We start from the raw sequence: 23,700 nt of genomic DNA on the forward strand, positions 1-23,700 counted from the left end.
ACAACGGCTCGTGGAGCTGGGGGGAATCGAACCCCCGTCCAACGCTGGGTCTCCGCGTTTTCTCCGGGCGCAGTCTGTGCAGACGTTCTGCTCGGCTCCGACCTTTGTCACAGACACCTAAGTCGACGAGCCCAGCCTGGGAAAAGTCCCGCGTGACGTCCAGACGCCGTCACGCAGCAAGACCCCTAAATGACGCCAGGATCCGTGGCGGGGTCACACACGGTCTGACGGACTATCGGGCTCGCTTACGCAGCGAGGGCGAAGTCAGTGCGCTTAGCATTGGCACTTATTGTTTTGCAGGGAGCGTTTACGAGATAACCCCACATCCTCGGCCCGCTTCTCGCGGGTTCGCAGGCGCTGTCGAAACCGATCAGCCCCCAAGAACTCCGGAATGGAGCGGCCGTTGTCACGCTGTTGAGTTGCCACGCCGGGGCCATCGGCACCCGAGCCTCACAGTCTACAACGCTTCGAGCACCCCGGAATTCCCCCGCCCCTGCCGACCGCGCCGCTCCTGCACAACGCAGGAGAATCCGTCCCGCAGGCCCGACGAACGGCATCCTCACGCGGCCGTCCGGCGCAACGGTCGCGAGCGTCCTGCGTTCTGCACGCGGGGTGCGGAACAGGCGCGCGCGCCGCGGAGGCGACTCCGCGATGGACCCCCGAGCCCAGCGGCGCTCCCCGGCGACACCGCCTCCCCTCCCGTAAGCTCACCGCATGAGCGACGTCGTCATCACGGTCCGGGGCGAAAGCAGCGCCCGTGTCCGCGCCGAAGAAGCCGCGGTGCGTGTCACCGTCTCGGTCGACGGCCCCTCACGGGGCCCCGTCGTCGAGCAGGCGCAGGAGCGAGCCTCATCCGTGCAGGACGGCCTCGTCGCGCACCTGCGCTCCGGCGAGGTCTCGGAATGGTCGAGCGCGCGCGTCTCGGTCTGGTCCGACCGCCCGTGGAACGCCGACGGCGCGCAGCTCCCCCTCATCCACCACGCCAGCGTCGAGCTGTCGGCCACCTTCACCGACGCCGGCGCCCTCTCGTGGTGGCTCGGAGACGTCGCCGAGTCCGACGACGTGCAGGTCACGGCCGTCGACTGGCGCCTCTCCCCCGAGACGCGCGCCCGCACCGAGCGCGAGGTCGCCGCCGAAGCCGTGCACGTCGCCGTCGAACGCGCCACCGCGTACGCGGACGCCCTCGGCCTGGCATCCGTCGCCGCCGTCGAGATCGCGGATGCCGGACTCCTCGCGACGCGCCCGGAGTCACCCTCTCCGCTGGGGGCGCGTCTGATGGCCGCGTCCGTCTCGCCGGGTGGATCGTCGTTCAGCCTGCAGCCGCCCGAGATCGTCGTCACCTCGGTCGTGGAGGGGCGCTTCCGCGCGGAGTGAGGGGACTTCGCGCCCGAGCGGTTCTCGCGCAGGTCGCCTTGAAGCAACGCCTCCGCCGCGGCGACCGGGCCTACTCCCCCAGACCGTTCTTCGCACGGGTCATCCTGACGAGACGCTCCCGCAAGAAACGACGACGCCTACTCCCCCAGACCGTTCTTCGCACGGGTCATCCTGACGGGACGCTCCCGCAAGAAACGACGACGCCTACTCGCCCAGGCGGTTCTTCGTGCGCATCGCGCGCTCGGCCTCGCGCTTGTCTTCGCGTTCGCGGATCGTCTGGCGCTTCTCGAACTCGCGCTTACCCTTCGCGACGGCGATCTCGACCTTGGCGCGACCGTCGAGGAAGTACAGGCGCAGCGGAACGAGGGTGTACCCGCCGGCGGCGACCGCGTGCGAGAGCTTCACGATCTCCTCCTTGTGCAGCAGCAGCTTGCGCGTGCGCTTGGCGGAGTGGTTGGTCCAGTGACCCTGCGAGTACTCGGGGATGTGCACGGCGTCGAGGAACGCCTGCCCCCCGTCGATGTACGCGTAGCCGTCGGTCAGGTTCGCCCGCCCCTGGCGCAGCGACTTCACCTCGGTGCCGGTCAGCACGAGACCGGCCTCGTAGGTCTTCTCGATGGCGTAGTCGTGACGCGCCTTCTTGTTCGACGCGATGAGCTTCTCACCCTGCTCACGAGGCATGGTGCCACCTCCTCATGATCATGGGCACACAGAGCCCCTCAGCCTACAGGATGCCGCAGCTCGCGGCTGCGGGCGCTCACGCGCGCAACCACCGCCGAATCGCGAAACTGGCACTCAGGGCCGCGAGGATCACACCGATCACGACGATCACCGGGATGACGAACGCCACGTCGCCGAGTCCCACCCACGAGGTGATGAACCCGATGCGGTCGCGCAGGTACTGATTGACGCCGACGCCCACGATCGCCCACACCGCCACGCTCGCCAGTGCCGAGCCGATGAGCGCGGCGAGCACACCCTCCACGATGAACGGCGTCTGGATGAAGCGGTTCGACGCCCCCACGAGACGCATGATGCCCAGCTCGCGACGCCGCGCGAAGGCCGAGAGCCGGATCGTGGTCGCGATCAGCAGCACCGCCGCGATCAGCATGAGACCGGCGATGCCGACCGCGACGTACGTCGCCACCGTCAACGCCTGGAACAACGGCTCGAGGTACTGCATCTGATTCGTGACCTCTTCGACGCCCGCTTGGCCGCTGAAGGCCTCGATGATGACGTCGGACTGGTTCTGATCGACCAGGTTGATGCTGAACGTGGCGTTGAACTGATCGGCGGTGACCACACCGATGATGTCGTCGGGCAGGAGCCCCTTCGCGTTCTCGAACACCTGCTCGCTCGTGGAGTAGGTGTAGTCGCGGATCAGGGGCGCGAGGGCGTCGCCGTCGAGCTTGGCCTTGACCGCGTCGATCTGCTCCTGCGTCGCGGCCTGCCCCACGGTGCACGTGTCGACGTCGGAAACGGTCGCGCACATCGACACCGCCACCTGGGCGCGGTCGGCCCAGTACGACTGCATCTTGCCGATCTGCATCTGCATGAGCATCGCGGCGCCGACGAAGGTGAGCGACACGAAGGTCACGAGGATCACCGAGATGACCATCGAGGCATTGCGGCGCAGGCCGGAGAAAGCCTCCGAGAGGATGAGCCCGAACCTCATGACGTGGGTCCCACTTCGTCGTTGCGGTCTTTCTTCGAGCCGAGGCCGAGGCGATCGGCGACGCCCAGCGCCTCGACGTCGGGGGTCGTGACCGGGATGGAACGGGTGTTCGTTCCGGGCTCGCGCGTCGGCTCGGCGGCGGGCGTGGTGACCGCGGGCGTCGAGGCGGCGGCATCCGGATCCGACGAGGCGGCCGGACGTGCGGCGGAAGTCGACGGCAGCGGCTCGACCGGGCCCGTCACGCTCGTGACCTCACGCTGCACCTCGAGCACGGCGGTGAGGGCGGCCACCGCGGCCGCGCCCTTCTCGATCTCCGGGGCGAGGCGCGGGAGGCTCGCCGTGTCGCCGTAGCCACCGTGACGCTCGTCGCGCACCATCTCTCCGCCGCGCAACTCGATCACGCGACGCTGCATCTGGTCGACGAAGCCGGCCTCGTGCGTGGCCATGACCACCGTCGTGCCACCCGCGTTGATGCGGGCGAGCAGGCGCATGATGTCGATCGAGGTGCCGGGGTCGAGGTTTCCGGTCGGCTCGTCGGCCAGCAGCACCTGGGGGCGGTTGACGAGGGCGCGCGCGATCGCGACGCGCTGCTGCTCACCACCCGACAGTTCGTGCGGAAGACGCTTCTCTTTGCCGTCGAGACCGACCAGCGCCAGCACCTCGGGAACGGCCTGCTGGATGAAGCCGCGCGACGCTCCCGTGACCTGCAGCGTGAACGCCACGTTCTGGTGGACGGTCTTGTTCGGCAGCAGGCGGAAATCCTGGAAGACCGAGCCGATGTGACGGCGGAAGTAGGGGACCTTGCGGTTCGACAGCGTCCGCAGGTCGCGCCCGAGCACCACCACGCGCCCCTCGCTGGGGGTCTCCGCCCGCAGGATGAGCTGCAGGCACGACGACTTTCCCGAGCCGGAAGCGCCGACGAGGAAGACGAACTCCCCGCGCTGCACTTCGAAGTCGACGGCGTTGAGGGCGGGCTTCGCGGTGCCGCGATACCTCTTGGTGACGTTCTCGAACCGGATCATGGCTCGACGAGCCTAAGCGCGGGTGCGGAGCAGCCTGTCAGGACGCGCCGTGTCGCGAAACCGAAAGAGTCCTATGGATGCCGGGTGGTGGCATCCACAGGACTCTTGTCACGGGGAAGACGATGAGTCGTCGTGGATGCCGCGTTCTCGGACCCGCAGGACTCTCGTCGCCTGAGAGACGATCAGTCGTCGTCGTCCTTGCGCTTTCGCCAACGGATACCGGCCGCGATGAGGCCGTCGAGATCGCCGTCGAACACGACGGCGGGGTTGCCGACCTCGTAGCCGGTGCGGAGGTCTTTCACGAGCTGCTGGCCGTAGAGGAAGTAGGAGCGCATCTGGTCGCCCCAGCTCGCGGTGATCGTGCCGGCGAGCTCCTTCTTCTTGGCGGCCTCTTCTTCGCGCTTGAGCAGGAGCAGGCGCGTCTGGAGCACGCGCATGGCGGCGGCGCGGTTCTGGATCTGCGATTTCTCGTTCTGCATCGACACCACCAGGCCGGTGGGGATGTGGGTGATGCGCACCGCGGAGTCGGTCGTGTTGACGGACTGACCACCGGGGCCCGACGATCGGAAGACGTCGACGCGGATGTCGCCCTCGGGGACCTCGACCTCGACGGCCTCCTCCATCACGGGGATGACCTCGACGGCGGCGAAGCTGGTCTGACGCTTGTCGGCGCCACCGAAGGGGCTGATGCGCGCGAGGCGGTGCGTGCCGGCCTCGACCGAGAGCGTGCCGTAGGCGTAGGGGACGTCGATCTCGAACGTCGCCGACTTGATGCCGGCGCCCTCGGCGTACGAGGTGTCCATGACCTTGACGGGGTACTTGTGACGCTCGGCCCAGCGCAGGTACATGCGCAGCAGCATCTCGGCGAAGTCGGTCGCGTCGTCGCCGCCGGCTCCCGAGCGGATCGTGACGACCGCGGAACGCGCGTCGTACTCCCCGTCGAGGAGGGTCTGCACCTCGAGCTGGCCGATCACGTCGCGCAGCGAGGCGAGCTCTTTGCGCGCCTCTTCGGCGGACTCCTCGTCTTCCATCTCGTTGGCGAGCTCGACGAGCACCTCGAGATCGTCGAGGCGCTGCTCGATCTCGGTGATGCGCTTGAGCTCGGCCTGCCGGTGGCTGAGGCGGCTGGTGACCTTCTGGGCGTTGTCCACGTCGTCCCACAGGTCGGGGGCACCCGCCTCTTCGCTGAGGCGTTCGATGTCGGCGGTGAGTGCGTCGACGTCGACCACGGCCTGGATATCGGCGAAGGTCGAGCGCAGCGCCTGGATGTCGGCGGTCAAATCGAGTTCGAGCATTTGGCATCCAGCCTATCGTGGAGACGGTGACAGCCGACTCTCCCCGGAACGTGCTGGTGCGCTTCGCACCGATGATCTACGGCCCCACGCTGCTCTTCGCCCTCGGCGAGGGGGCGGTCATCCCCCTCATCCCCGTGATCGCCAACCGTCTCGGCGCCGACGTCGCGGTGGCCGCTCTCGTGGCCGCGGCGCTCGTGGTGGGGCAGCTGTGCGGCAACATCCCCGCCGGGTGGGCCGTCGCACGATTCGGTGAGCGCCTGACGATGGGCACGGCCGGGATCGTGATCCTCGGCGGACTCACCGCCGTGGTGTTCGCGCAGTCGCTCGCCTTCTTCGCCGCCGCCGTGTTCCTGATCGGCTTCTGCGCGGCATCCTTCGCCCTCGCTCGTCACTCGTTCATGACGACGCGGGTTCCGCTGCACTTCCGGGCGCGCGCCCTGTCGCTGCTGGGCGGCACGTTCCGACTGGGCATGTTCGTGGGCCCGTTCATCTCGGCGGCGCTGCTGGCCGTCTTCGGCGACGAGACGGCATCCATCGTCTTCTTCGCCGTGTGCCAGATCGCGACCATCCTGCTGGTGTTCTTCGGCCCCGACCCCGAGAAGGCGGTTCCGGTCGGCGGGGCGGCGGGACGCGGTGACGGCGACTCCCGCGAGGCCGAAGACACCGGGGAGCCCGTGACGGGTGCGATCCCCACCGTGGAGCGGGTCGGGGTGTTCCGCACGATGTGGCGCTTCCGCGGCGTGCTGGCGCGGCTCGGCCTCGCCGCCGCGTCGCTGTCGGCGGTGCGCTCGGCGCGGCAGGTCGTGCTGCCCCTGTGGGGCGTGTCGCTGGGGCTCGACGCCGGAACCATCGCGGTGGTCGTGGGGGTCTCGGGGGCGATCGACTTCGCCCTTTTCTACGCGAGCGGTCAGGTGATGGACCGGTTCGGGCGCCTGTGGGCCGCCCTCCCCGCCATGATCCTGATGGGCGCGGGCTTCCTCGCCCTCTCGTTCACCCACGATCTCGGCTCGGCGGCCATGTGGTACGCGATGTTCGCCGCGGTGCTCGGGGTCGGCAACGGCCTGTCCAGCGGCATCCTGCTCACCCTCGGCGCCGACATCGCTCCGGCGAACGAGCCCGCGGCGTTCCTCGGGTCGTGGCGCACGTTGACGGATGCCGGGGGCGCGGTCGCCCCGCTGATCGTGTCGGCCCTCACGGCGGTGGCCTCGCTGTCGATCGGGGTCGGCGCGATGGGTGTCGTCGCGGTGCTGGGGGCGGTGGGATTCGTCCGGTGGGTTCCGCGGTACGTTCCGCGGGCGCGCTGAGCACGGGACGGATCGGGACGGCGTTCCGCGGGACATGGAACGCGGTTTCACGGACGTTCCGGAATGTTTCCGGACCGTAAAGATTCCGGTCACTGTTGCCTTTTTTACGAATCCGCTATGAGAATCGTCTCGCGATCGCCTTCTCTGGGCGACGCGTCATTCCCCCCTGGATGATGCGGGCATCGTCGCCCGCGGAGAGGCGCATTCATCGTGCACCGACACACCCTGCATTCCCCTCCCTCACGCGTTCGACGCGCATCGGCGCTCCTCGCGACCGGCGCGTTGATCGGCGGCGGCCTGCTGGTCGCCCCCGCCGCGTTCGCCGCTCCCGCGCCCGACGCCGCGCCCGGCGACCTCGGCCTGACCGGAGCCGACGTCATGACGCACCTGACCGAGCTCTCCGACATCAGCGAATCGTTCGCGGCCGACGGCTACCGGGTCTGGAACGGCCCGGGCTACGAAGCCGCCGCCGCCTACGCCGAGCAGGTGCTCGAGGGCACCGGCGCGTTCACCGTGTCGCGGCAGAGCTTCGAGGTGCCCACGACCGAGTTCGGCGAAGCCTCGCTCACGGTGGCTGGGACCACGTACACGGGGTCGCACTTCGACCTCAGCGAGGGCATCGACGGCGACTACACCGCCCCGCTCGCCCTGCCCACCGACGCCGACGGCGCCCACCTCGGCTGCGAGGCCGGCGACTTCGCGACCGTCCCCGCCAGGTCGATCGTGCTCGTCCAGCGCGGCATCTGCACCTTCGAGGCCAAGATCGACAACGCCACCGCCGCCGGAGCCGGAGCCGTGTTCGTCTACAACAACGAGCGTCCGCCCGAGGAGGGCACCACGCCCGACGACCAGCTCACCAACGTGGCATCCGGCCCCCGCGACGAGAACGACTCCCCCGCCGCCACCCTGCCCCAGGCCAGCGGCGACGCCGTCGCGGCCCTGATCGTCGCGGCACCCGCCGACGCGCCCGTCGAGGGGACCGCCGTGATCGAGAAGCAGTTCCTCGTGACCGAGTCCTTCAACGTCATCGCCGACAGCGTCGCGGGCGACCCCGACGACACCATCGTCATCGGCGCGCACCTCGACGGCGTGGCCGAGGGACCGGGCGTCAACGACAACGGCTCGGGCTCCGCGGCCGTCCTCGCGCTCGCCGAGAGGATCGCGGCATCCGAGACCCCCAACGACAAGCGGATCCGCCTCGCCCTGTGGAGCGCCGAAGAGGTCGGCCTGCTCGGCTCGACCGCCTACGTCGACGACGTGCTCGCGAACGACCCCGACGAGCTGAACCGCATCTCGGCCTACCTCAACTACGACATGATCGGCTCGGAGAACTTCACCGTGGGCGTCTACGACGCCGACGAGTCGACCTTCGAGGCGCCCGTCGAGATCCCCGAGGGATCGGTCGAGATCGAGAAGGTCTACACCGACTACTTCGACGCGATCGAGCAGCCCTGGATCGACACCGAGTACTCGGGCCGCAGCGACTATCAGGCGTTCATCGACAACGGCATCCCCGCGGGCGGCCTCTTCCCGGGCGCCGACGACATCAAGACCGAGGAGCAGGCGCGCCTGTTCGGCGGCACGGCGGGGGTCTTCATGGACCGCAACTACCACACGGTGAATGACACCCTCGCGAACGTCAACCGCGACGCGATCAACATCTTCGCGCCCGCGATCGGGCACGCGGCCTTCGCCCTCGCGTGGGATGCCGCGGTCGAGCCCTCGCCCGAGCCCACGCCGGGCGAGCCCTCGCCCGAGCCGACGACCGAGCCCACCACGGAGCCGACCGTCGCCCCGACGGCCGAGCCCACGGCGGAACCGACCGCGGCCCCGAGCCCGTCTCCGAGCGTCACCGGCGGACCCGCGGGCGGCCCGCGCGGCGGGGGCCTCGCGAACACCGGAAGCGACGTCGAGGGCTCCCCGCTCCCGGCGATCGGCCTCGGGATGCTCGCGCTCGGCCTGATCGTGGCAGCGGGCACCGTGATCGCCCGCCGTCGCACCCAGCAGTAAAGATCGGACGACGAACCGCCGGGGCCCGGGAGGGTCCCGGCGGTTCGTCGTCGGTGGCGGGTGGGTGGTCGGGGTTACTCCCCGTCCGCCACCCGGATGAGCACCTTGCCCGTCGCGCCCTGCTCGACGGCGTCGTGCGCGGCCGCGGTGTCGGCGAGGTCGAACCACGTCAGCGGAAGCCCCGCCGCCTCGCCGACCGGCAGAACGCCGTCGGCCACGGCGGCGGCCACGTCTTCGGCCGCCGCGGCGAGCGCGCGCTCTCCCACCGTGTAGAGGAGCAGACCCTGCCACCGGACGTTCTTGGCGAAGCTCACCCGCACGGGCGCGGTGAACGCGTCACCCCCGTTGTCGGCGTAGTAGCCGATCGTGCCGTGGTTCGCGATGACCTCGACGTCGAGCTCGGCGTTGTCGGCCAGAGCGACCTCGACGATGTGCTCGACCCCGTCGGGGGCGATCTCGCGGATGCCGTCCGCCAACGACGCGCTCGGGTACTGCAGCACGTGGTGGGCGCCGGCCGCGCGGGCCAGCTTCGCCTTCGCGTCGCTGCTGACCGTGGCGATGACCTTCGCTCCGGCCCACGCCGCGAGCTGGATGGCGGCGTGACCGACCGCCCCCGCCCCGCCCTGGACGAGGACCGTGCGTCCGGCGAGCGCACCGGGAGCGAGCCGCGAGGGTCCGTCCTCGTGCACGGTCAGCGCGCGGTGCGCCGTCATCGCCGGCACCCCGAGGCTCGCGCCGAGCTCGAACGGGGCGCCGTCGGCGAGGGGGATCGCCCGCGCGGCCGGCAGCACCGAGTACTGCGCGGCGGTGCCCGTCGGACGCTGATGGGCGGCGAGGTAGACCCACACACGCTGACCCACTGCGAGTCCGTCGACGTCGGGGCCCACGGCATCCACGATCCCCGCGCCGTCCTGGTTCGGGGTGACCTCGTCGAACGGGAGGGGGCGGCCCGTGGTCGCGCGCGCCTTCCAGTCGGTGGGGTTCACGCCCGACACGACGATGCGCACGCGCACTTCGCCGGGACCGGGTTCGGGCAGCGGACGCTCCGCGAGGGAGAGGACGGAGGAGTCACCGGGCTGGGTGTACGTGATCGCCTTCATACGGGGGTCAATCGCGTTCGGTCGTCGGGAATTCCCGTCGGCGCGTCGCGCGCGACACGCACCGGGTGAGGTTGCGGACGTTTGACGGCCCGTTCACATCGAGAGCGCCGATCCGCGCGTTTAGACTGATCCCACTCGCGGGAGTGGTGAAATCGGCAGACACGCAGGATTTAGGTTCCTGTGCCTTCGGGCGTGGGGGTTCAAGTCCCCCCTTCCGCACGTTCTCCGCATGTCCAGCACCGCCTCTCCGACCCGAACGGGACCGTCGTGATCCACACCACCGCCGCACTGCTCCCGTGGCTCGACCCCGCGACCATCATCACCAACTCGCAGCCCTGGGCTCTGCTGGTCGTCTGCTTCATCATCTTCGCGGAGACGGGTCTGCTGGTCGGCTTCCTCCTCCCGGGCGACACGTTGCTGATCATGGCGGGGCTGCTGTCGCATTCGACGCCCGCCGCCCCCAACGGCGTGTTCGGCATCAATGCCTGGTGGGTGGCCCTCGCGATCGGCGTCGCCGCGTTCGTCGGTGGCGAGGTCGGGTACTTCATCGGACACAAAGCAGGCCCCTCGATCTTCGAGCGGAAGGATTCGGGGATCTTCAGCAGGAAGAACGTAGAGCGCACGAACGCGTTCTTCGAGCGTTTCGGCGGCCTGACCGTGATCCTCGCCCGCTTCGTCCCGGTCGTGCGCACCTTCGCCCCCATCGCGGCGGGCGTGGGCCACATGCCGTGGCGGAAGTACACCCTGTACAACTTCATCGGCGCGGTCCTGTGGGGAATCGGCCTGACGATGCTGGGCTATGCCGTGGGCTACATCCCCTTCATCCGCGACATCGTGACCGAGTACATCGACGTCATCCTGCTGGCCGCCGTCGCCGGCACGGCGTTGTTCGTCGCGGTCCACTTCTTCCGGGAGCGCGCCGCTGCCAAACGAGAGGGTGCCATCGCTCCCGGCGAGGCGCGCGAGCTCGCGCTCGACCCGAAGACGCTCGAAGAGGGCGACCAGCCCGCACGCTGATCCCGCCGACCGCCGCTCGGGCGGGTCGGCGCGTCACGACGCCTTCGACGTCTTCTTCTTCGCCGGCGCCTTCTTCTTCGGCTCGTCCTTCTCGGCCCGCGCCGCCCGCGAACGCTCGACGCTCGCGCGCAGCGCTTCCATGAGGTCGATCACCTCGCCGCCGTCCTCCTCCTCGGCCCGGCCGAAGGTGGCATCCGTGTCGAGAGCATCGCCCTGCTCGAGCTTCGCGTCGATGAGGGTGCGCAATTCCTGCTGGTACTCGTCGGTGAACTCCTCGGGGTCGAAGTCCTTCGAGAAGCTGTCGACGAGGGATGCCGACATCTCGAGCTCCTTCGCCGAGATGCGCACGCTCTCGTCCAGCGCCGGGAACGCGGCCTCGCGCACCTCGTCGGCCCACAGCAGCGTCTGGAGCACGAGCACGTCGCCGCGCACACGCAGGGCGGCGAGCCGCGTCTTCTGCCGCAGCGAGAACCTCACGATCGCGGTGCGGTCCGTCTGCTCGAGGGTCTTCCGCAGCAGCACGTACGCCTTCGGCGACGAGGAGTCGGGCTCGAGGTAGTAGGCCTTGTCGAGGGTCAGCAGGTCCACCTGCTCGCTCGGCACGAACTCGACCACCTCGATCTCGCGGCTGCGTTCGCTCGGCAGCGACGACAGGTCGTCCTTCGTGAGCACGACGGTCTGCTCGCCGTCGTCGTAGGCCTTGTCGATGTCCTGATACGGCACGACCTCGCCGTCGATCTCGCAGATGCGCTGGTAGCGGATGCGCCCGCCGTCCTTGTTGTGCACCTGATGCAGCGACACGTCGTGGTCCTCGGTCGCCGAGTACACCTTCACCGGCACGTTGACGAGGCCGAAGGTCAGGGCACCTTTCCAGATCGATCGCATGTGCCCAGTGAACACCGTCGGAGGGGCGGATGCCGAGACCCTTGCGCGCGAAGAGCGCATAACTCCTGCAGCACAGCACAACCGGCGGCCCACCGGCAGGATCTCGGGCACTCTGCAGGAGTTGTGCGCGCCCCTGCCCGGCGTCACCCGCCGGGCGCCCCACCGGCGCGACCCCGCGCGACACGACGCAGGAGATCCGTCAGGCTCCCGCGCCGGCGGGCCGTCCCGCGAGCCCCGAATCCCGGAATACTCCTGCGTTGTGTTCGATCGCCGGCCGCAAGCCCCTCCGCATCCGGCCCTCCCTCGGTCCTACGCTGGGGCGATGACGGAGCAGACGGTGCGCATCGGCGGGCGCCGTCTGCGGCTGTCGAACCTCGACAAGGTGCTGTACCCCGAGACGGGCACGACCAAGGGCGAGGTGATCGACTACTACTCGCGCATCGCCCCGCTACTGCTCCCCCACATCGCCGATCGTCCGCTCACCCGCAAGCGCTGGCCCGACGGGGTCGGCACGACGACGGCCCCGGGCGAACCGTTCTTCGCCAAAGCCCTCGAGCCCGGAGCCCCCGCGTGGGTGCGGCGCTTCCCGATCGATCATTCCTCCGGGGCCAAGGACTATCCGGTCGTCGACGACCTCCCCAGCCTCGTGTACCTGGCCCAGGTGGCGAGCCTGGAACTGCACGTGCCGCAGTGGCGCTTCTCGAGCGAGGGCGCGCGGCACAACCCCGACCGCCTGGTGCTCGATCTCGATCCCGGCCCGGGCGTGGGTCTCGCGGAGTGCGCCGAGGTCGCCCGGTGGGCGCGGGTCATCCTGCGCGACATGGGCCTCGATCCCCTGCCGGTCACCAGCGGCAGCAAGGGCATCCACCTCTACGCGCGCCTCGACGGACGCTCGTCGAGCGAAGCCGCGAGCGCCGTGGCGAAAGAACTCGCGCGGGCGATCGAGGCCGATCACCCCGACCTCGTGGTCAGCCAGATGGCCAAGGCCGCCCGCCCGGGCAAGGTCTTCATCGACTGGAGCCAGAACAACGGGTCGAAGACCACCATCGCGCCGTATTCGTTGCGCGGTCGCCCGCAGCCCTTCGTCGCGGCCCCGCGCACGTGGGCCGAGCTCGACGATCCGGGGCTGCGCCACCTGCTCTTCACCGAGGTGCTCGCGCGCCCTGACGACCCCCTGGCCTCCGTCGACGAGGTGCACGGCCCCCTGCGTGCGTACATCGCGAAGCGCTCCGCCGGCCGCACGCCCGAGCCGGTGCCCGACTCGCCCCACGGCGACCCTGGCACAGGCGACCTCTCCCGCTTCGTCATCCAGGAGCACCACGCCTCGCGCCTGCACTGGGATCTGCGTCTCGAACGCGATGGCGTCCTCGTGAGTTGGGCGGTACCCAAGGGCGTGCCCCCGACGACCGCGAAGAACAGCCTCGCGGTCATGACCGAGGACCATCCGCTGCCGTACCTCGATTTCGCCGGCGAGATCCCCCGCGGGGAGTACGGCGCCGGCACCATGACGGTCTGGGACTCCGGCACGTACGAGCTCGAGAAGTGGCGCGACGACGAGGTGATCGCGACCCTGTCCGGCCGCGAGGGCGGGCCCCTCGGCCGGGTGCGGATCGCCCTCATCCGCACCGAGGGGCGGGGCGAGAAGTCGCAGTGGCTGCTGCACCGGATGAAGACGGATGCCGACGGCCGGCCCCAGACCGACGGTGAGCCCGTGGTAGCCCAGGATCACGGCCAGCCCGCTTCGGCGACGTCATCCGCTCCACCTCTCGCGCCGACGCCCGCGGAGCTCCGGCCGATGCTCGCCACCGCCGCGACGCCGGGCATCGCGCGCGCCGCAGCCGCCCGCTGGGGCGGAACACCCTGGGTGGAGATGAAGTGGGACGGCATCCGGGGTCTGGGGATCTGGGACGGCCGCCGCCTGCGACTCCGGTCTCGCAACGGCAACGACCTCACCGCCGCCTATCCCGACCTCACCGCGGTCGCCCTGGGGCTCGGATCCGAACCCGCCGTCTTCGACGGCGAGATCGTGGCTCTCGACGACACCGGCCGGCCGAGCTTCCCGCTCCTGCAGAAGCGCATGAACCTCGCGCAGCCGCGCGAGATCGAACGGGAGGCGGCGCGCACGCCCGTGCACCTCTACCTCTTCGATGTGCTGTGGGTGGGAGGGCGCGACGTGGCATCCCTCCCCCTCGCCGAGCGTCGACGGGTGCTCGAAGACCTCACCGCCGCGTGCGAACCGCCCGTGGTGGTTCCACCCGTCTTCGACGACGTGGATGCCGCGGTCTCCACGAGCGGGCGTTTCGGGCTCGAGGGGGTCGTGGTCAAGGACCCGTCGTCGACGTATCGCCGCGGGGTGCGGTCGGAATCGTGGCTCAAGGTGAAGCACTCGCGCATGCAGGAGGTCGTGATCGGCGGCATCCGGCCCGGCAAGGGCAACCGCGCGGGCACGATCGGGTCGCTGCTGGTCGGCGTCCCGTCCGCCGACGGGCTGCGGTACGCGGGACGCGTGGGTTCGGGCTTCGGCGAGAAGACGCTCGCGCGGCTCGGCGAGCTGCTCGAGCCGCTGCGCGCGGACAGCGATCCGTTCGTCGGCGTCCCCGCCGCCGATGCGCGCGACGCGCTGTGGGTGCGACCGGAACTCGTGGGAGAGGTGGAGTTCGCGGAGTTCACGCCCGGCGGCATCCTGCGTCAGGCGCGCTGGCGGGGGCTGCGGCCGGACAAGGATCCGGGCGAGGTCATGCGGGAGGACTGAGGTCCCGGCGAGGTCGTGCGGGAGGACTGAGGTCCCGTCGGCAGGGAGCCGTTCCGTTCCCGGCGACCCGCCTCCGCGCGGCGCGTGTCGTGCCCGCCGAGAGCCCGGCCCTCCCGGGCCCCATCCCGTTCCCGGCGACCCGCCTACGCGTGGCGCGTGTCGTGCTCCACGTGTCCGGCCGGCTCGAGCTGGAACGTCGAGTGCTCGACGTCGAAGTGGTCGGCCAGGCACGTCTGCAACGACGCGAGGATCGCCGCGGCGCGGCCGTCGCTCAGCGCGGCATCCTCCACGATCACGTGCGCGCTGAAGACGGGGGCGCCGCGGGTGAGCTGCCACACGTGCACGTCGTGCACGTCGACGACGCCGTCCGCCTCGCGCAGGTGATCGCGGATCTCGGCGACCTGCACACCCACCGGGGCGGATTCGGTCAACACGACGACCACCTCGCGCAGCAGCCCCAGGGCCCGCGGCACGATGAGGATCGCGATGAGGAGGGAGGCGATGGCATCCGCCTGCGAGAAGCCGGTCGTGACGATCACGATCGCGGCGATGATCACCGCGATCGATCCGACGAGGTCGCCCAGCACCTCGAGGTACGCGCTGCGCACGTTGATGCTGCGCTTCTGCGCGCGGCTGAGCAGCCACATCGACACGGCGTTCGCGATCATGCCCGCGACGGCGACGATCAGCATGAGTCCGCCCTGCACCTCCGCCTCGGCGGGGGCGAGGAGTCGCTGCACGGCCTCGATCCCCACCCAGACGCACAGGGCGATCAGGATGACGCCGTTCGCCAGCGCCCCGAGCACCTCGGCGCGCTGGTATCCGTAGGTGCGGCGATCATCGGCCGGGCGCGCGGCGATCGCCGTGGCGACGAGGGCCACGACGAGAGCCGCCGCGTCGGTGAACATGTGCGCCGCGTCGGCCAGCAGAGCGAGCGAACCCGACAGGATCGCCCCGACGATCTGCACGACCATCACCGCGCTCGTCAGCGCGAGGGCGGTGGCGAGCAGGCGCCGATGGCCGGCATCGCGGATGCCGCCGGACGGAGCGTGATCGTGCATGCTTCCAGGCTAGGGCGGACCGTCGTCGAGCCGCGTCTTTCCGCGGAACTCGGGAATGAGAACCGGTGTCAGCCCAGCCGGGTCACAGCTGCGCGAGCAGCGGGGCGAGCTCGACGAACGCGCGTGCGCGGTGCGACTGGGCGTTCTTCTCCTCGGCCGTCCACTCCCCCACGGTGCGCTCGGCCCCCTGGGGCTGACCGTCGGGGACGAAGATCGGGTCGTAGCCGAAGCCGCCCGGTCCGGCGGGAGCCGTCGCGAGTCGCCCGGGCCAGCGGCCCTCGACGACGTCCTCGGTCCCGTCGGGACGCACCAGGGCGATGACCGACACGAACTGCGCGGTGCGGTGCGGATCGGCGACGTCGGACAACTGGTCGAGCAGCAGCTCGAGGTTGGCGGCGGCATCCTTCCTGTGTCCGGCCCAGTACGCCGAGAACACGCCGGGCGAACCACCCAGCACGTCCACCGCGACGCCCGAATCGTCGGCCAGCGCGGGCAGTCCCGTGTGCCGGGCCGCCGCTCGCGCCTTGATGAGCGCGTTGGCCGCGAACGTCACCCCGTCTTCGACCGGCTCGGGGCCGTCGTACCCGACGACCTCGAGGTCGGGGCGCACCGCGGCGACGATCGCCTGGAACTCCTCGACCTTGTGCGGGTTGTGGGTGGCGAGGACGACGCGCGCCATGCTCAGGCCTCGAGAGCGGTCGACTGGATGCCGCGCAGGTCGGCGCAACCGTTCACCGCGAGGTCGAGAAGGCGGTCGAGTTCGGCCTTGTCGAACGGCGCGCCCTCGGCGGTGCCCTGCACCTCGACGAACAGCCCCCGGCCCGTGACGACGACGTTCATGTCGGTCTCGGCGCGCACGTCCTCGACGTAGGCGAGGTCGAGCATCGGCTCACCGTCGATGATGCCGACCGACACCGCCGACACCGAGTCGATGAGCACCTCGGAGCGCTGCGCGATGAACTTCTTCTCCCGGCCCCAGGCGATGGCATCCGCCAGGGCGACGTACGCCCCCGTGATCGCGGCGGTGCGCGTACCGCCGTCGGCCTGCAGCACGTCGCAGTCGATCACGATGGTGTTCTCGCCGAGCGCCTTGGTGTCGACCACGGCGCGCAGGGCGCGGCCGATCAGGCGCGAGATCTCGTGCGTGCGCCCGCCGACCTTGCCCTTGATGCTCTCGCGGTCGTTGCGGCTGTTCGTCGCGCGCGGGAGCATCGCGTACTCCGCGGTGACCCAGCCCTTGCCCTTGCCGGTGAGCCAGCGCGGCACGCCGTTGGTGAACGAGGCCGTGCACAGCACCTTGGTGCCCCCGAAGGTGATGAGCGCCGAGCCCTCGGCGTGCGCCGACCACCCGCGCTCGATGGTCACGGGGCGGAGCTGATCGTTGGTGCGGCCGTCTTTGCGTGTCATGAGTCCTCCAGGGAAAGGAACGGGTGGATGCCGCGCCTCAGCGCGGCAGGTCGATGGCGCCGGTCTGCACGAGCTGCACCTCGCGCACCTCGCGGCCCATGAGGCGGTGCGCCAGGCGCAGGAAGTCGTCGGCCGACGAGCCGGTCGCCTCGTAGCGGTGCGTCGGCACGGCGTCGGGACTCGCGAGCAGGTCGCGCGAGACGAGCTGGCGGAAGACGTCTTTCGCGGTCTCGCTGTCGCTCGAGACGAGGCTCACGTCGGGACCCATCACGTAGCTGATGGCTCCCTCGAGGAACGGGTAGTGCGTGCACCCGAGCACGAGCGTGTCGACCCCGGCGCGGCGGAGCGGCGCCAGGTACTGCTCCGCGGTGGCCAGCACCTCGGGCGAGTCGGTGACACCGGCCTCGACGAACTCGACGAAGCGCGGGCAGGCCTCGGCGAACACGGTGAGACGTTCGTTGACCTCGAGCATGTCCTGGTAGGCGCGCGAGCCGATCGTGCCGACCGTGCCGATGACGCCGATGCGACCGTTGCGCGTCGTCGACATCGCGGTGCGCACGGCGGGCCCGATGACCTCGACGACGGGGACGTCGTAACGCTCGCGCGCATCGCGGAGCATCGCCGCGGATGCCGTGTTGCACGCGATCACGAGCATCTTCACGCCCTGCTCGACCAGGGTGTCGAGCACCTCGAGCGAGTACTTGCGCACGTCGGCGATGGGCTTGGGCCCGTACGGCGAGCGGGCGGTGTCGCCGATGTAGAGGATGGACTCGCGCGGAAGCTGCTGCGACACGGCCCGGGCGACGGTGAGACCGCCGACTCCCGAGTCGAAGATCCCGATCGGCGCGTCATCCATAGGGGTCCAGCCTACCGGGCGGGTTCCGGGTGCGCCGGGCGGGCGCGGGGTGGGTCGGGTGCTCGGCCGGCGCGGGGCGGGCATGACGCAGGAGATGTACCGTACCGCCGGACGTCCCCCGCGGGTCGGCGCGGTGTGCCGGCCGAATGTCCTGCGTTGTGTCGCGGCACCGGAGCACGTCAAGGGGCAGCAGGCGACCCGGCACCCGGGAACCGGCCGCAATAGGCTGGCGCGATGACGCGCAGTACCGCCCTGCACACCGACCGCTACGAACTCACGATGCTCGACGCCGCCCTGCGCGACGGTACCGCGCAGCGCCGCTGCGTGTTCGAGGTCTTCGGTCGCCGCCTGTCCGGCGGACGCCGGTTCGGCGTCGTCGCGGGAACGGGCCGTCTTCTCGAGGCGATCCGCGACTTCCGCTTCGGCGACGACGAGCTCCGCTACCTGCGCGACGAGAAAGTGGTGGATGCCACGACGATCGACTTCCTCGCGGACTACCGCTTCTCGGGGTCGGTGACGGGCTACCGCGAGGGCGAGATCTACTTCCCCGGGTCCCCGCTGCTGACGATCGAGGGCTCCTTCGCCGAGGCGGTGCTGCTCGAGACGCTCGCTCTCAGCATCCTGAACTACGACTCGGCCGTGGCCACCGCCGCGGCGCGCATGAGCGTCGCCGCCGGAGACCGCCCGCTCGCGGAGATGGGATCCCGTCGCGCGAGCGAAGAGGCCGCCGTGGCCGCCGCGCGGGCCGCGTACATCGCCGGCTTCTCGGCCACGAGCAACCTCGAGGCCGGGCGGCGCTGGGGAGTGCCGACGATGGGCACGGCGGCGCACGCCTGGACCCTGCTGCACGACAGCGAAGAAGACGCGTTCCGTTCGCAGATCGCGGCCCTCGGCACCGGCACGACGCTGCTCATCGACACGTACGACATCGCCGAAGGGGTGCGCACGGCCGTGCGCGTCGCGGGGACGGAGCTCGGCGCGGTGCGCATCGACTCGGGCGACCTGCCGATCGTCGCCGGGGAGGTGCGCGCACAGCTCGACGAGCTCGGGGCGACGAGCACCCGCATCACGGTGACGAGCGATCTCGACGAGTACGCGCTCGCCGCCCTCGCTGCCTCCCCCGTCGACTCCTACGGCGTCGGAACCTCCGTGGCGACGGGCTCGGGCGTGCCGACGGCGGGACTCGTGTTCAAGCTCGTCGCGCGCGAAGCGGCGGACGGGTCGTGGGTGGCCGTGGCGAAGGCATCCGCCGAGAAGGCCTCGCACGGCGGACGCAAGGCCGCCTTCCGCACGCTCGTCGACGGCACCGCCACGTCGGAGCTCATCGTCGTCAGCGACGGCTTCGAGGAGTTGTCGACGGCGTCGGAGCACCCCGACGCCCGCGCCCTGCAGACGACGCTCATGGAGGGCGGAGAGGCGGATGCCGCATCCGTGGGCCGCGATGGCGTGCAGGCCGCGCGAGCCCACCACGCCCGCGTGCGCGAGGAACTGCCGATCCGCGCGCTCGCGCTCAGCAAGGCGGACCCCGCCCTGCCGACGGAGTATCGCGACGCGGACTGACCCGCGCTCTCGCAGGGCGCGGAGCGATCAGTCCGCCCGCTCCGCAGGGGCCGAGGCCGCGAGGCGCCCGCGGCGGAAAGCGAGGGCCCCTCGCGCGTCGGGACGCGGAGGGGCCGGCGGGTCGGTCAGTTGACGAGGGACTCGTAGATCTCTTTGCACTGCGGGCAGACCGGGAACTTCTCGGGGTCGCGACCCGGGGTCCACTTCTTTCCGCACAGGGCCCGCACGGGCTTGCCGGTGATCGCGGACTCGAGGATCTTGTCCTTCTTCACGTAGTGCGAGAAACGCTCGTGGTCGCCGGGCTCGATGTTCTCTTCGCGGATGAGCTCTTCGAGCTCGCGATCGAGGGTCGCGAGACCCCCGCTGTCCGGACTGTCGAGAGGCGTGCTCATGGTGAGCCAGTGTAGCCGCGACCTCGACGCACGGCTCGGTCGGCTTCGCGCTCAGGTCGCCTCGGCGAACTCCATCAGGCGGGTGGCGCGTCCCTCGAACAGCACCGAACCGACGCTGACGCCGATGATCAGCACCACCGCCCCGCCGCCGATTCCCACCCACATCGCGAGCATCGCGTCGATCGTGTCGCCGCCGACGGCCCCCCAGGTCAGCAGGATCGCGGGCAGAGCCGTGGCGATGGCCCCGGCCATGACCAGGCCCTGGGCGACGACTCCGCCCGAACCGGTGCGCTGGGGCTGCTGGAAGGGACTGTCACCCGGACGCGACACCGCATAGGGGGCGAGGACCGACGACACGCTCGACAGACCGAGACCGGCCAGGAAGAGCGCCGCGCAGACGCCGATCATGGCGGGCAGGATGGCCCACCGGCCGTGGGCGACGATCGCGAGAGGGAGGCTGACCGCCAGCACCGGGATGCCGATGAGCAGGACGGGCACGAGACGGCCGATGCGGTCGGGGGCTCCGCGCATGCCGCTGGCGATGTGCATCCACAGGGCGGTGGAGTCGTACGCGAGGTCGTTGTGCGGGAGCCAGCCGAAGAAGAGGGCCATGATCGGCACGGGCAGCAGCACGGCGATCTCGAAAGGGACGCCGGCGACGAGCAGCGGGACCGTCGAGACGACGGCGGCGATCGGGACGACGATCACGTTGACGATGTAGCGGCGGTCGCGCAGCCAGTACGACAGGCTGCGGGCGGCGACGGCTCCCCCGGGCGTTCCCGGCAGAATGGCGAACCAGCCGAGCCCGCCGCGCTCCCGCGCGGCCGCGGGTCGGCGCGTCGTGGTGAGCAGGGCGGTCACGAGCGCGAACCAGGCCAGCACGAGCACGGCGATCGTGACCAGCGCGACGACGAGGCTGCCGACGGCGGCACTGACGCTCGGGGCCACGGCGATGCCCCACGCGGCGCCGATCGGCGTCCACGCGAGGATCTCGGCGGCGGATGCCAGCTGCGAGGGGACAGCACCGCGCCACTCGAGCGAGCCGAGGAAGACGCCCACCGGCACGACGACCACCAGCACGGCGACGAGGTAGACGCCGACGAGTTCGCGCGACTGCCGGGGGCGCTGCACGAGCGCGCCGAGGGCCATGCTGACGCGCGCGAGCAGGACGCACGTGGTCAGCCCGAGCACGACCGACACGATGCTCGCGAGAGCCGGAGCGCCGTGGCCTCCCCACGCGATGGCGAGACCGATGCCGAGCACCAGGACGACGAACACCGGCACGCTGAGGAACCCGGCCAACAGCAGGGCACCGGCGAGCGGGCGCGGTTCGGGCCCGACCACGGCGAAGCGTCGAGGGTCGAGCGGGTCGACGGACGCGGTCACCGGCGGTCCCACCGCGAAGCCGAGGGTCACGGCCGAACCGGCGAGCACGGTGACGACGGCCGTGGTGAGGCTGTCGGTGTCGCCGAGACCGGCCGCGCTGACGGCGGCCACGATGGTTCCGGCGATGAGCAGCACGACGCCGATGGCACGGCGGACGACCTCGCGCGGGTCGCCGCGGAGGGCGCCCACCATCATCGCGAGTCTCAGGCGGAGAACGTGTGCAACCACTCCAGGCCCTCCACGTCGCCCAGGCCACCGGCCAACTCGAGGAAGCGCTGTTCGAGCGTCGCCTCTCCGCGCACCTCGTCGACGGTGCCCTCGGCGAGCACCTGACCCGACACGATCACCGCGACGCGCGAGCAGACGCGCTCGACGAGCTCCATGCCGTGGCTGGAGAGGATCACCGTGCCGCCGTGGTCGACGTACGAGCCGAGGATGTCGAGGATGACGCCGCTCGACACGGGGTCCACGGCCTCGAACGGCTCGTCCAGCACCAGCAGGCGCGGCGAATGGATCATGGCGCCCGCCAGCATGACCTTCTTGGTCATCCCGGCCGAGTAGTCGGAGACGGGGCGGGCCAGCGCGTCGACGAGGTCGAAAGCGCGGGCGAGGTCTGCCGTGCGGCTCTCGACGAGCGGGGCGGGCAGGCCGCGCAGAGCGCCGTAGTACGACAGCAGCTGCCGACCGGTCAGGCGGTCGAAGGTGCGCAGGCGGTCGGGCAGGACGCCGATGAGCTTCTTCGCCTCGCGCGAACGCTTCGTGGCGTCGACGCCGTTGATCGTCACGGATCCGCTGTCGGCGCGGAGCAGGCCCGCGATGATCGACAGGGTGGTGGTCTTGCCTGCGCCGTTGGGGCCGACCAGGCCGTAGAACGAACCGGCCGGAACGGTGAGATCGATCGCATCGACGGCGCGCAGCTCGCCGAACGACTTCGACACGTTCCGCAGGCTCAGGACCGGGACCGCCGCCGCGTCGTCGTCCGCGGAGCGCTGCTCGACGGTCGCCGCGACCTCCGCAGCGGGAGTGACCTCGTCGGTCTCGTCGTCGGACGCGGCGGGGACGGATGCCGCAGCCTCGATCGTCGACGCCTCCGGCGCGGAGGGACCGATGGTGTCGTCGTGGTCCGCGGCCGGTGCGTCCTGGTCGGTGAGGTCGTCGAGCGACGCGGGCTCGTCGGACACGGGCTCGTCGGACACGGGCTCCCCCGATACCGGGACATCCGCCGCGTCGCCATCGCCTCCCACCGGCGAACCGTCGCCGGTCAGCTCCTCGACGCGCACGTCGGGAGGCGTGGGGTCCTCGTCGTCACCCGTCGGGCCGGTGGGCACATCGGGGACATCGAGCACGAGCGTCCGGTCGTCCGAGCCTTCGGACGCGGCGTCCGCGGCGCGCTCGGAAGGAACGCCGTCGTCGTCGAGCGCCGGGCCGTCGGTGTCCGCGCCGTTCGCGAGAGCGGGCTCCTCGGCGACGGGCTCCTCGGCGACGGCCTGTCCAGCGACGGGGTCGGCCGCGACGGGCTCCTCGAGATCGGTTTCCCCGAGAGCGGCCTTCTCGAGAGCGGGCTTCCCGAGAGCGGCCTCCTCGAGAGCGGGCTCCTCGAGAGCAGGCTCCTCGAGAGCAGGCTCCCCGACAGCGTGCGCGTCGACAGCGGTTTCCTCGACAACAGGCTCCTCGACGATCGGCTCCTCGACCGCCACATCCGCGGGCGTCGGGTCCGCGGCCGTGGAGTCCGCCGACACGAGGTCCTGTCCATCCGCCGCATCGACGCGGGGGTCCTGCCCCGCCGAGTCCGCGGCATCCGTCACCTCCGCGTCATCCGCCGGCACCGGCGCGACGGCGGCGACAGCGGCGGCCGCGGAGCCGTCCGGAGCACCGGGGAGCGGAGGCCGGGGAGGAACGACGATGCCGTCGGGCAGCACGACGGGCGAGACCGACTCCGGCGTCGCCGGGGTCGTGGGCGTCGCCGGCGACGAGGTCTGATCGTCGGTCGACGGCGCCGGCCCGGAGCCGGTCGGCTCCTCGATCGTCTCGGCGGACCCACCCGGGGCAGCCGCTGCGGCGGTGCGGGGCGTGGCGGGCTTCTTCGCCGCGGGGCGCTTCGCGGCGGGCGTCGCCGTGCCGGCCTTCGCGCCCGCCGTCCGGGCGGTAGTGGTCTTCGAGGCGGCGGCCTTCGACGCTGTTGTCTTCGAGGCGGTGGTCTTCGCCGCGGTGGTCTTGGCGCCGGTGGATTTCGCCGCCGTGGGCTTCTTCGCCGCCGGGGTGCGCGGCGTCGCGGCCGTGGTTCCGGCCGCGCGCGGAGCGCGGGGAGCCCGCGGCTTCGGGGCGGCAGCCGTGGACGCGTCGCCGTCGTCGGTCGCATCGGCGGGCGTAGCCGCCGCCGCCCCCGGAGCGCGCCGAGGGGTGCGCGGCGTCGTCGTGCGCGGCGCGGGGGTGCGCGGCGTCGAGGTGCGAGGGGCACGGGGCGTCCGCGGCTTCGCCGGCGTGGCCGCCGGTTCGACGCTCTCCGAACCACCCTCGGAGGAAGACGAGGACGTTTCGGGGGAATCCGGCAGCGAAGCTGTCATCGCACCAAACTATCAACGACCTCCGACACCGCCCGCAGGC

At 71.0% G+C, this 23,700-nt stretch carries 19 protein-coding genes, 1 tRNA gene and 1 other RNA gene; 7 read left to right on the top strand and 14 right to left on the bottom strand.

What is annotated here, in order from left to right; all coding sequences use genetic code 11:
* Positions 1-8: 8 nt before the first annotated feature.
* Positions 9-378: a transfer-messenger RNA gene (gene ssrA, locus AB1K56_RS14730) on the bottom strand.
* A 336-nt stretch (positions 379-714) separates the two neighbouring features.
* Here ssrA and AB1K56_RS14735 point away from each other — a divergent pair.
* The gene (locus tag AB1K56_RS14735; RefSeq protein ID WP_371206256.1) at positions 715-1,374 is read left to right on the top strand and encodes an SIMPL domain-containing protein; all 660 of its coding nucleotides are present in this window, start codon (positions 715-717) and stop codon (positions 1,372-1,374) included.
* Between the two features lie 204 nt (positions 1,375-1,578).
* Here the strand turns inward: AB1K56_RS14735 and smpB are convergent, their stop codons facing one another.
* The 4 genes from smpB to prfB form a co-directional block, all read right to left on the bottom strand.
* Positions 1,579-2,055, bottom strand: a complete 477-nt coding sequence (smpB, locus tag AB1K56_RS14740; protein ID WP_076676126.1) for an SsrA-binding protein SmpB — start codon at positions 2,053-2,055, stop codon at positions 1,579-1,581.
* 76 nt (positions 2,056-2,131) lie between these two features.
* A complete protein-coding gene (gene ftsX / locus AB1K56_RS14745) occupies positions 2,132-3,049 on the bottom strand; it encodes a permease-like cell division protein FtsX (RefSeq protein WP_371206257.1) in 918 nt (305 codons plus the stop codon).
* Positions 3,046-4,071 carry a cell division ATP-binding protein FtsE gene (ftsE, locus tag AB1K56_RS14750; protein WP_371206258.1) on the bottom strand — a complete coding sequence of 342 codons (1,026 nt, stop codon included), beginning with the start codon at positions 4,069-4,071 and terminating at the stop codon, positions 3,046-3,048. The genes ftsX and ftsE overlap by 4 nt, the downstream gene beginning before the upstream one ends.
* Before the next feature lie 182 nt (positions 4,072-4,253).
* Positions 4,254-5,366 (bottom strand): peptide chain release factor 2, encoded by a 1,113-nt coding sequence (prfB, locus tag AB1K56_RS14755; protein ID WP_136585382.1) that lies wholly within the window; start codon positions 5,364-5,366, stop codon positions 4,254-4,256.
* Between the two features lie 71 nt (positions 5,367-5,437).
* Here prfB and AB1K56_RS14760 point away from each other — a divergent pair, with 71 nt between their 5' ends.
* Together AB1K56_RS14760 and AB1K56_RS14765 are read left to right on the top strand one after the other, a co-directional pair.
* Positions 5,438-6,670 (top strand): MFS transporter, encoded by a 1,233-nt coding sequence (locus AB1K56_RS14760; protein WP_371206386.1) that lies wholly within the window; start codon positions 5,438-5,440, stop codon positions 6,668-6,670.
* A gap of 210 nt (positions 6,671-6,880) precedes the next feature.
* Positions 6,881-8,680, top strand: coding sequence for a M20/M25/M40 family metallo-hydrolase (locus AB1K56_RS14765; RefSeq protein WP_371206259.1), 1,800 nt, complete (start codon positions 6,881-6,883; stop codon positions 8,678-8,680).
* Positions 8,681-8,754: 74 nt separating this feature from the next.
* Here AB1K56_RS14765 and AB1K56_RS14770 read toward each other — a convergent pair whose 3' ends face one another.
* Positions 8,755-9,780 carry an NADPH:quinone reductase gene (locus AB1K56_RS14770; protein WP_371206260.1) on the bottom strand — a complete coding sequence of 342 codons (1,026 nt, stop codon included), beginning with the start codon at positions 9,778-9,780 and terminating at the stop codon, positions 8,755-8,757.
* Positions 9,781-9,917: 137 nt separating this feature from the next.
* On the opposite strand from AB1K56_RS14770, the gene AB1K56_RS14775 reads away from it, so the two are divergent.
* Both AB1K56_RS14775 and AB1K56_RS14780 read left to right on the top strand, forming a co-directional pair.
* A tRNA-Leu gene (locus tag AB1K56_RS14775) sits at positions 9,918-9,999 on the top strand.
* A 48-nt stretch (positions 10,000-10,047) separates the two neighbouring features.
* The gene (locus AB1K56_RS14780; RefSeq protein WP_371206261.1) at positions 10,048-10,797 is read left to right on the top strand and encodes a DedA family protein; all 750 of its coding nucleotides are present in this window, start codon (positions 10,048-10,050) and stop codon (positions 10,795-10,797) included.
* A gap of 33 nt (positions 10,798-10,830) precedes the next feature.
* On the opposite strand, the gene AB1K56_RS14785 is transcribed toward AB1K56_RS14780, so the two are convergent.
* Complete coding sequence (locus AB1K56_RS14785) at positions 10,831-11,682, bottom strand: Ku protein (RefSeq protein WP_371206262.1); 852 nt, start codon at positions 11,680-11,682, stop codon at positions 10,831-10,833.
* A gap of 322 nt (positions 11,683-12,004) precedes the next feature.
* Between AB1K56_RS14785 and AB1K56_RS14790 the strand changes: the two genes are divergently transcribed.
* Complete coding sequence (locus AB1K56_RS14790; RefSeq protein ID WP_371206263.1) at positions 12,005-14,434, top strand: ATP-dependent DNA ligase; 2,430 nt, start codon at positions 12,005-12,007, stop codon at positions 14,432-14,434.
* Between the two features lie 143 nt (positions 14,435-14,577).
* Here the strand turns inward: AB1K56_RS14790 and AB1K56_RS14795 are convergent, their stop codons facing one another.
* From AB1K56_RS14795 to murI, 4 genes are all read right to left on the bottom strand, one after another.
* Positions 14,578-15,495 (bottom strand): cation diffusion facilitator family transporter, encoded by a 918-nt coding sequence (locus AB1K56_RS14795; RefSeq protein WP_371206264.1) that lies wholly within the window; start codon positions 15,493-15,495, stop codon positions 14,578-14,580.
* Between the two features lie 82 nt (positions 15,496-15,577).
* Positions 15,578-16,174, bottom strand: coding sequence for an RdgB/HAM1 family non-canonical purine NTP pyrophosphatase (rdgB, locus tag AB1K56_RS14800; RefSeq protein WP_371206265.1), 597 nt, complete (start codon positions 16,172-16,174; stop codon positions 15,578-15,580).
* Between the two features lie 2 nt (positions 16,175-16,176).
* Positions 16,177-16,902 (bottom strand): ribonuclease PH, encoded by a 726-nt coding sequence (rph, locus tag AB1K56_RS14805; RefSeq protein ID WP_136585373.1) that lies wholly within the window; start codon positions 16,900-16,902, stop codon positions 16,177-16,179.
* A gap of 37 nt (positions 16,903-16,939) precedes the next feature.
* Complete coding sequence (gene murI / locus AB1K56_RS14810) at positions 16,940-17,758, bottom strand: glutamate racemase (protein WP_136585372.1); 819 nt, start codon at positions 17,756-17,758, stop codon at positions 16,940-16,942.
* A 234-nt stretch (positions 17,759-17,992) separates the two neighbouring features.
* Between murI and AB1K56_RS14815 the strand changes: the two genes are divergently transcribed.
* Positions 17,993-19,318 (top strand): nicotinate phosphoribosyltransferase, encoded by a 1,326-nt coding sequence (locus tag AB1K56_RS14815; RefSeq protein WP_371206266.1) that lies wholly within the window; start codon positions 17,993-17,995, stop codon positions 19,316-19,318.
* Between the two features lie 125 nt (positions 19,319-19,443).
* Here the strand turns inward: AB1K56_RS14815 and AB1K56_RS14820 are convergent, their stop codons facing one another.
* Genes AB1K56_RS14820 through AB1K56_RS14830 form a run of 3 tightly spaced genes read right to left on the bottom strand, consistent with a single transcriptional unit; the run spans position 19,444 to position 23,660 of the window.
* Complete coding sequence (locus tag AB1K56_RS14820) at positions 19,444-19,710, bottom strand: DUF3039 domain-containing protein (protein ID WP_136585370.1); 267 nt, start codon at positions 19,708-19,710, stop codon at positions 19,444-19,446.
* Between the two features lie 51 nt (positions 19,711-19,761).
* Positions 19,762-21,288, bottom strand: a complete 1,527-nt coding sequence (locus tag AB1K56_RS14825) for a hypothetical protein (RefSeq protein WP_371206267.1) — start codon at positions 21,286-21,288, stop codon at positions 19,762-19,764.
* Between the two features lie 11 nt (positions 21,289-21,299).
* The gene (locus AB1K56_RS14830) at positions 21,300-23,660 is read right to left on the bottom strand and encodes an ATP-binding cassette domain-containing protein (protein WP_371206268.1); all 2,361 of its coding nucleotides are present in this window, start codon (positions 23,658-23,660) and stop codon (positions 21,300-21,302) included.
* Positions 23,661-23,700: the final 40 nt, after the last annotated feature.

This window comes from Microbacterium sp. BWR-S6Y (genome assembly GCF_041379845.1).
In the GTDB taxonomy this organism is placed as follows: Bacteria; Actinomycetota; Actinomycetes; order Actinomycetales; family Microbacteriaceae; genus Microbacterium; species Microbacterium hydrothermale.